We start from the raw sequence: 2965 nt of genomic DNA, 5'->3' as shown, positions 1-2965 counted from the left end.
TGGTGATTTGGTGATTTGTTTATTTGGAATTTGACTGCTGGCTGGAGACTGCCTACTGCTGACTGAGGACTGTTTTTTACTGCCGACTGGAGACTGCCGACTGCGGACTGGTAATTTGTTTATCCGTAACACATAACTTTTACCTTTTAGTTTTTACCTTTTAGTTTTTACCTTTTAGTTTTTACCTTTTAGTTTTTACCTTTTAGTTTTTACCTTTTAGTTTTTACCTTTTAGTTTTTACCTTTTAGTTTTTACCTTTTAGTTTTCAACTCTAAGTACTTCTTTTTGTTTATCCAATAACAACAAAATGACCAGCAAATAACAAACAATTTTCTTCGTGTCTCTGCGTCTTTAGGTGAAACAAATAAAAGTTGCTCGCTCAAAGCCCCCTTTAATAATTATTCCTTAATTTTGTCTTAATATTTTTTAAGAAACAAATATTTTAAAAGCATGAAAAAGCTCACAATAATTTTTGCATTAACAATATTTTCCTTATCAATAAATGCCCAAGAATACAAAGCAATAATAGGTGCCACAGTTATTAGAACAGACAAAGAAGGAGTTATCACTGATGCAACTGTTGTAATTAAAGACAACAAAATAATAAAAGTTGGAAAAAGCACTAAAGTTAAATTTCCCTATCACACTAAAATTATTGATGCTAAAGGAAAATTTATAATACCAGGACTTGTTGACGGACACATACATTTTTTTCAATCTGGAGGATTATACACTCGACCTGATGGATTGGACTTACGTGAGAGAGTTCCTTATGCAGATGAAGAAGTTAAATGGATAAAAGCAAATATTGATGATGTTTTTAAAAGATATATGCGTTGTGGAATAACAACAGTAATTGATATGGGCGGACCATTTTGGAATTTTGAAGTTAAAGAGTATTCTAAAAATGCTAAAATAGCACCAAGAGTTTTTGTTACAGGTCCTTTAATTGCATCTTACCAGCCTGAGGCTCTTACTACCGATGACCCTCCAATAATTAAAGTAAATTCAAAAGAAGAAGCTATAAAACTTGTACAAAAACAAGTTGAAAAAGGTGCTGATTTTATAAAAATATGGTATGTAATTCTTAAAGATCAAAACGGAGAAGAGTTTGAGCCAATAGTTAAAGCAATTATTGAAGAAGCACATAAGCATAACAAGCCCGTTTTTGTTCATGCTTATGAACTTAACGAATCAGTAAAGAGAGCTGTAAAAAACGGAGCGGATGTATTGGTTCATAGTGTAAAAGACAAAGAAGTTGACAAAGAGTTTTTAAAAATGGCAAAGAGAAACGGAATAAAATATATTCCGACACTTTTTGTTTTTCAATCATACAGTTCTGTTTATTCAAAGCAAGTTGACCTTTTACCAATTGAACATCAGCTCGGAAATCCAAAAATTATTGGCAGTTTATACGATATGTACGAATTGGATAATGATGAATTATCTGCACGCGTAAAACATTTACAAAAAGAAAAAAAACCTATTGAAACAAGTCCTATAATATTAAAAAACCTAAAAACAGTTCAGGATTACGGAATAACTGTAGCAGCAGGAACAGATGCAGGAAATGTAGGCGTTATTCACGGACCTGCCCTATTTCATGAATTTACATTAATGAAAAAAGCAGGATTAACAAATCATGAAATACTTGTTGATGCTACACTAAATGGAGCAAAATTATTAAACAAAGAAGATAAGCTCGGATCAATTGAAGTAGGGAAATTAGCAGATATGGTCATCCTAAATTCCAATCCTTTAGAAAATATCATGAATGTAACAGACATTAATACAATTATAAAAGACGGAGAGTTTTTTAAAGCGGAAGAAATTCTTGAATATCAACCGGAAGATATTGCACAAATACAACTTAATGCTTACAATGAAAAAGACCTTGAAGCATTTTTATCAGTTTATTCAGATAGTATTGAAATTTTTACTTTCCCTGACAACAAATTACTTTACAAAGGGAAAGCTCAAATGAGACAAGTATATTCAAGTTTTTTCAACAAAGCAGGAGATCTTCACTGCGAACTTGCTAATAGAATTACATATAAAAATTTTGTTTTGGACAGAGAAATAATTAGCAGTTCAATTAAAGGAAGAGAAAGCTTTGATGGACAAGCAATCTATCAAATTGAAGGAAACAAAATAAGGAAACTCTGGTTTATAAGATGAAAATAATGACAACAAAAATTGAAATAATTCAAGGAGATATTACAACGCAAAATGTAGGAGCAATTGTAAATGCTGCAAACAAAACACTTTTAGGAGGAGGTGGTGTTGACGGAGCAATTCACAGAATGGCAGGAAGCAAATTACTTGAAGAATGCAGAAGATTAAATGGTTGCGAAACAGGTAAATCAAAAATTACCAATGCGTACAATTTACCTTCAGACTTTGTAATTCATACCGTTGGTCCTGTTTGGTATGCTGGGAAAAATAATGAAGACGAATTGCTAAAAAGTTGTTATCTGAATTCATTAAAACTTGCTATTGAAAACGATATTAGAAGCATTGCATTTCCAGCAATTAGCACAGGTGTTTATCATTTTCCAATTGAAAGAGCTACAAAAATTGCATTACAAACAACAAAGGAATTTCTAAAAGAAAACAAAGAAATTGAGAAGGTTGTTTTTGTTTGTTTTAGTGAAAGTGATTTGATTATTTATAAAAACATTTTTGCTAAATTGCAGTAAGCAAACTAAAACTCAACTAATGATAAAACATTTTGACATAAAGATAAAATCTTATCCAAGAGGATTTCACTTAATTACAAATGAGATTCTGCAACAATTACCTGAATTTCCTGAAAATGCGTTATTAAATCTTTTTATAAAACATACTTCTGCCGCCCTTACAATAAATGAAAACGCTGACCCATCGGTAAGAACAGATATGGAAAATATTTTTAACCGATTGATTAAAGAAAATGAAAGTTACTATACTCACACTTTTGAAGGAA

Annotated in this window: 3 protein-coding genes; all 3 read left to right on the top strand. The window is 31.2% G+C overall.

Annotated elements, in window-relative coordinates; all coding sequences use genetic code 11:
• Positions 1–450: 450 nt before the first annotated feature.
• The gene (locus U9R42_07415; protein ID MEA3495849.1) at positions 451–2178 is read left to right on the top strand and encodes an amidohydrolase family protein; all 1728 of its coding nucleotides are present in this window, start codon (positions 451–453) and stop codon (positions 2176–2178) included.
• Positions 2179–2183: 5 nt separating this feature from the next.
• Entirely contained in the window at positions 2184–2699 is a 516-nt protein-coding gene (locus U9R42_07410; protein MEA3495848.1) for an O-acetyl-ADP-ribose deacetylase, read from the top strand.
• Positions 2700–2718: 19 nt separating this feature from the next.
• On the top strand, positions 2719–2965 hold a 247-nt coding region (locus tag U9R42_07405), incomplete at its 3' end, for a YjbQ family protein (protein MEA3495847.1).

Source organism: Bacteroidota bacterium, assembly GCA_034723125.1.
In the GTDB taxonomy this organism is placed as follows: Bacteria; Bacteroidota; Bacteroidia; order CAILMK01; family JAAYUY01; genus JAYEOP01.
The sequence above is the reverse complement of the archived record's forward strand: the minus strand, read 5'-3'. Positions and strand labels throughout refer to the sequence as shown.

What these genes read in the sequence shown, in the direction of transcription:
- U9R42_07415 (MEA3495849.1), top strand. Translation starts at nt 451, where the DNA reads ATGAAAAAGCTCACAATAATTTTTGCATTAACAATATTTTCCTTATCA.
- U9R42_07410 (MEA3495848.1), top strand. Translation starts at nt 2,184, where the DNA reads ATGACAACAAAAATTGAAATAATTCAAGGAGATATTACAACGCAAAAT.